Annotated in this window: 5 protein-coding genes; 2 read left to right on the plus strand and 3 right to left on the minus strand. The window is 46.4% G+C overall.

Annotated features, from left to right (window positions below; all coding sequences use genetic code 11):
* Positions 1–132: 132 nt before the first annotated feature.
* Together JGK39_RS32440 and JGK39_RS32445 are read right to left on the minus strand one after the other, a co-directional pair.
* Complete coding sequence (locus tag JGK39_RS32440; protein WP_293261819.1) at positions 133–609, minus strand: nuclear transport factor 2 family protein; 477 nt, start codon at positions 607–609, stop codon at positions 133–135.
* A gap of 100 nt (positions 610–709) precedes the next feature.
* Positions 710–1,627: a carbohydrate ABC transporter permease gene (locus tag JGK39_RS32445; RefSeq protein WP_293261822.1), complete on the minus strand. Its 918-nt coding sequence runs from the start codon at positions 1,625–1,627 to the stop codon at positions 710–712.
* A 15-nt stretch (positions 1,628–1,642) separates the two neighbouring features.
* Between JGK39_RS32445 and rpsF the strand changes: the two genes are divergently transcribed.
* Entirely contained in the window at positions 1,643–1,978 is a 336-nt protein-coding gene (gene rpsF, locus JGK39_RS32450; RefSeq protein ID WP_293261825.1) for a 30S ribosomal protein S6, read from the plus strand.
* Positions 1,979–2,205: 227 nt separating this feature from the next.
* On the opposite strand, the gene JGK39_RS32455 is transcribed toward rpsF, so the two are convergent.
* Positions 2,206–2,952 carry a creatininase family protein gene (locus tag JGK39_RS32455; RefSeq protein ID WP_293261828.1) on the minus strand — a complete coding sequence of 249 codons (747 nt, stop codon included), beginning with the start codon at positions 2,950–2,952 and terminating at the stop codon, positions 2,206–2,208.
* Between the two features lie 754 nt (positions 2,953–3,706).
* Between JGK39_RS32455 and JGK39_RS32460 the strand changes: the two genes are divergently transcribed.
* Complete coding sequence (locus JGK39_RS32460) at positions 3,707–4,447, plus strand: response regulator transcription factor (RefSeq protein WP_293261831.1); 741 nt, start codon at positions 3,707–3,709, stop codon at positions 4,445–4,447.
* Positions 4,448–4,994 lie beyond the last annotated feature (547 nt).

A 4,994-nucleotide genomic window follows, 5' to 3' on the forward strand; every position in this document is an offset into this window, starting at 1 on the left:
ACGATCGAACCTATTTAATGGTTTTTAGGTTCGATCGTTCGGACTTTAGTCCTCTGATTTGATGCGGACTGAAGTCCAAACGATCGAACCTATTTAATGTTAAATTATACCCAATCTCAAATCTCAAATGGTTTAAGATGTACCGCCCAGGGCACCGTGAACTTGAGGATTGCCGCTGACAATCACTACGGTTTGCTTGATTCCGTCGATTCGCCAATGTCCCTCTGTTCTTTGAATCAAAGAGTGAAAATAGTTTCCTGCTGTATCCAGCCGATTTTCTCCCGATTCGCGACTGGGGTCAAGTCGATAAATTTGATATGCAGACTGACATTTGGCTGTATTGTGGTGAATAGTTACTTCATGATTCGTGCTGACGTGCAGCGTTCGCAAACCTGCAAGTCCCTCTACCCGCTGTTTTATATATTCTTCTGCGGTTATTCGTCTGGGAGTTTCACCCCGAAATTCCGAATAGTCGATATCAATTTCGTCGGCTAGGTGCGATCGCACTTTTTGCCAGTCTTTAGCATCCATCGCATTTGCAAATGCTCCGATCGCATCTATGACAGCAGCCCGGTCAACAATCCAACGGATTTCAGGTGGTTCGTACATAACAAATAAATTTTGTGAGTTGTATCGCAGAAGGAAGAAATACTAATTTTCGACTTCCAATCCCCCATGCCCGATGCCCTGTTTGGCCGATTCCCTAATTTTATCCTTTCACCCCGGCGGCCGCTTCTGTCGGCACAATGTATTTTTGCAACAGCAAAAACAGTCCTAAAACTGGAACGATCGAAATAATTGAACCCGCCGCCACCAAACGCCAATCCAAAGAAAATGTCCCGGCTAAATTAGCAACTCCCAATGGCAAAGTGTAATATTCCGGCCTGTCCAAAACTAGCAGCGGCCACAAAAAGTCGCTCCAAGAACCGATAAATACAAAAATTCCTAAAGTCACTAAAGCTGGCTTAATTGCCGGAATCATCACGTGCCACCAAATGCCTAATTCGGTGCAGCCGTCGATGCGGGCGGCTTCTTCTAGTTCTTTGGGAACTGCTAGGAATGCTTGCCGCAATAAAAATATGCCGAAGGCTGAGGCTAGTCCGGGAAAAATGACGCCTAAATAGCTATTTTTTAATCCGAGTTGTACTGTCAAAATGTACAGCGGAATCATGACTATTTGGAAGGGTATCATGATTGTGGAAACGATCGTAATTAAAATAGCTTCGCGGCCGCGAAATTTGAGTCTGGCTAAGGGGTAAGCCGCGAGGGCGCAAAACAAAACGTTGATGCTGACTGTCAGGCATGCAATCAAGGTGCTGTTGAACAGGTAGCGCCCGAAGGGGTTGGTTTCCCAGACTTTGATGAAGTTTTCGAGGGTTGGCTGTTGCGGCCACAGTTGCGGGGGATATTGAAAGATGTTTTCGCTGGGGGATTTGAGGGAGGTACTGAGCAGCCACAGCAGGGGGAAGAGCATTAAAAGTGCGATCGCCCCCATGATACTGTACGTCCACAGGGTACTCCACCGCGATCGACTGCGGTTTGGGGAATTTGGTTTTTTAGTTTTGAGATTGTTCATTGTTGGGATATGATGATAAGTCCTTGCTTCATCAGAAGCCTTGTTGTCCATAAGGGGATTATTGCCATGAAACCGTTTATTTACGAAACAATGTACATTCTGCGCCCTGATTTGGGTGAAGAAATGACTGACCAGGCGATCGCGAAATATCAAACCATTTTGCGCGATCAAGGTGCTGAAAATATCGAAACTCAGCACCGCGGCAAGCGCCGCTTGGCTTACGAAATCGGCAAGCACCGCGACGGAGTATACGTTCAAATGAACTATACAGCTCCGGGCGCTGCAATTTTTACCATGGAACGCGCGATGCGTCTGAGCGAGGAAGTGATTCGCTATTTGACGATCAAGCAAGATGTCCCAGATGCACCGGAAGCTGAAGCCGAAGAAGAAGCAGCGGCCTAGAAATCGTGTTGTTAACTTAACGTCTTAGTAGTACGGATCTGTTGTTTGATGATTAGGCCAGATCCCCCCTAGCCCCCCTTAATAAGGGGGGGACAAGAGAGTTGTCAAAGTCTCCCTTTTTAAGGGGGGGACACGAAGTGTTCTCAAAGTCCCCCTTTTTAAGGGGGATTTAGGGGGATCAGGCCTCGGAGCAAAACGAGATTTATCAAGATTTTCAGGCAAAAACGTTAATCTGAGTTCAAAAATTCCAAATAATTATTAGTCAATTCTTTGACTGCTAACTCGTGAAATTGCTTGCCGTGTTCGGGAGTTGCTAAGGCAGGATTTGAACCCATTCTCCCGTCGGGAAATCGGCGGCGGAAGTCAGCAGCACCGTAAATTTTGTGCCCGGATGCAACTTCTTCCGAAAGCGGTGCTTGCTTGATTGCTTCTGGATAAAGGTACTGGGTTAAGGCGATTTCGCTGGGGGTGGCGTGGGAACCTTCTTGGTTTCCGTACAATTCTTTGGCGAGTTTGTAGACTGAACCGCACATGAACCAGTTGCCGATTTGACACTGGATTCGATCGGAAGAAGCTAGATTTAAGTCCGACAAATGCGCGTAAGTCTCGGAAAATGCTGCTTTCATCGTGGCAATGTTGCCGCCGTGACCGTTAATAAAGAAATATTTATCAAATCCAGCTTTTGCTAAAGATGTGATATAATCCCTGATTACGAGAATCAGCGTCTGCGGTCGGAGACTGATGCTCCCAGGAAAGCTGGTGTGGTGCATGGCCATGCCTACATTAATTGTCGGGCCGACTAAGGCATTGGCTGCTTCGCCGACACTCTGGGCGATCGCACCAGCAGCAATGGCGTCAGTCCCGATTAAGCCGGTGGGCCCGTGCTGTTCGGTGGAGCCGATCGGGATAATTATGCCTCGGGAGTTCTCTAGATAAGCTTCTACTTCGGGCCAGGTACTCAAATGCAGCAACATTATAGGCAATCTACAGAATTTTTACTTACTATTGTCGATCGTAGCGGGCCTGGGTCAGTTGTAGGGCGATCGTCCGGCTGTAGCTCGCCCTCAAAACTCCTCGCCTTCGATCCGCTTGCGTCCGGTTCCTGTCTAGTGCGAGCGTCCCCGCTCGCGTCCAACCCACGAAGCTCGCGTCCAACCCACGAAGCTCGCGTCCAACCCACAAAACACTATTCCTCAAAAACTCGTCAGATTGCCAGATTAATCATTAATTTAGCCCAATATTTTTCAATTTACCGGGTTTAGGAGCTTAAATCCGATCGAGATTGTATCTTCAAAGCTGTAGGGTTCGGTTAAAATTTAAGAACAAGATTACTCATCTTTAATAAATTAACCATTTATTTACTAAAACTTTACCTTCAGATAACCTTTTGCCTGTACGATAAAGCCATCTCCCTATAGATTGGGTGTTACCTGGTCAATTACAAGCGGGCAATGTTTTACAAAGTAATACCGACCCCTAACAATGACCGGGCTTCTAACGCCTGGACGCAGGCAGACAGCGCAGCTATCGCAACTGCTCAACGGCTATATTTCTTGCACGAGCAAGTAGAAATAGTCGAGCGTATGTCTGTCGGATGGACTGGCGAAAGATTATAAGTGATTAAATAGTCGATCGTTCATACAAAGCGATCGCAGCGCGAAAGTGCCTCAGCTACTGAACAAGGCACCTCCCGCTAGCCACATACAAACATAACTCCCACTGATATTTATGTCTTCTGCTGAATTAAGCGAAAGTCCTTCAAAGCTGGCTGTTGGACAAGCCGGCCGCATTTTGTTACTCGAAGGTGAAGACCTGTTGCGGGAAATGCTAGCTTTAGCCCTGAAAGAACAGGGCTATGAGGTGGTTGTTACTAGCGACGGGCCGGGCGCTCTGCCTTCTGTGCAGGCTTCCTCGTCATACCACGGTGAATTTGGCTTCAACCTGTTAATTATGGACTCAATTAACGGTTTGGATCTGTGTCGAATGTTACGACATCAAGGAAATCCCGTTCCTATTTTGATTATCGGTGCTAGAGGAAGTGCCAACAACTGCGCTTTTTATCTCGAAGCCGGATCGGATGATTATCTGACCAAGCCTTTTGGAATGCGGGAATTTATCGCCCGGTGTCGGGCGCTGATGCGGCGCCAGCGTCTCGGTCACTTACCGCAACCGATGATGCTGCAATATAAGAGCATAACTCTGTATCCTGAAGAGTGCCGCGTGTTAGTGCACGGCATTGAAGTAAAATTTTCTCCTAAACAGTTTCGCTTACTAGAACTATTTATGAGTAATCCCCGGCGAGTTTGGTCTCGCGATCAGTTGCTGGAAAAAATTTGGGGTCAAGATTTTATCGGAGATAGCAAAACAGTTGACGTTCACATCCGCTGGCTGCGCGAAAAGTTGGAAATCGATCCGGGCCAACCGGAATATATCATTACAGTACGGGGGTTTGGCTATCGATTTGGTTGATTTTTTTAATCAGTTGTATGGTTGCAAGTTGCAGTCAAATATTCTGTATGGACACAACAATTTTGTGTCCTTATTTGTATGTGTAGGGCAATTATCCTAGGGTGCGTCAGTTTAGAGATTGTCCGTAATTATCAAGAATTACCTTTGCTGACGCACCCTACCGCTTTGCTTGAGGCAATTATCCTAGGGTGCGTCAGTTTAGAGATTGTCCGTAATTATCAAGAATTACCTTTGCTGATTGCATCCGCAAGAATCCCCTGGATAGGGTGGCGCAAAATTATCTGCAACGCTGTCACGAAATGCACGTAATATTGCCCCCAAAGTCATTCTGACTTTATTTAAAATAAATTGAATACAGTCCGGTCATTAGCAGCTATAAATTAACCGCAAATAGGAAACAAAGCTCTGGGTTAGTCCATAATCTTAACTCACAAACCCGGTTTGTTTAGTCTATAGAACCCATTTGAGATCTTTTTAGGCGGCTAGTCGCTTGAGCATCAGCCGAATAAAGCATAGTTTGAGCTTGGCGTTGGAACGTTCGAGTGTG

The organism is Microcoleus sp. PH2017_12_PCY_D_A (assembly GCF_020738565.1).
In the GTDB taxonomy this organism is placed as follows: Bacteria; Cyanobacteriota; Cyanobacteriia; order Cyanobacteriales; family Microcoleaceae; genus Microcoleus.

Bases quoted from the DNA above. Each gene is read 5' to 3' on its own strand.
- JGK39_RS32440 (WP_293261819.1), bottom strand. From the start codon at position 609: ATGTACGAACCACCTGAAATCCGTTGGATTGTTGACCGGGCTGCTGTC.
- JGK39_RS32445 (WP_293261822.1), bottom strand. From the start codon at position 1,627: ATGGACAACAAGGCTTCTGATGAAGCAAGGACTTATCATCATATCCCA.
- rpsF (WP_293261825.1), top strand. From the start codon at position 1,643: ATGAAACCGTTTATTTACGAAACAATGTACATTCTGCGCCCTGATTTG.
- JGK39_RS32455 (WP_293261828.1), bottom strand. From the start codon at position 2,952: ATGTTGCTGCATTTGAGTACCTGGCCCGAAGTAGAAGCTTATCTAGAG.
- JGK39_RS32460 (WP_293261831.1), top strand. From the start codon at position 3,707: ATGTCTTCTGCTGAATTAAGCGAAAGTCCTTCAAAGCTGGCTGTTGGA.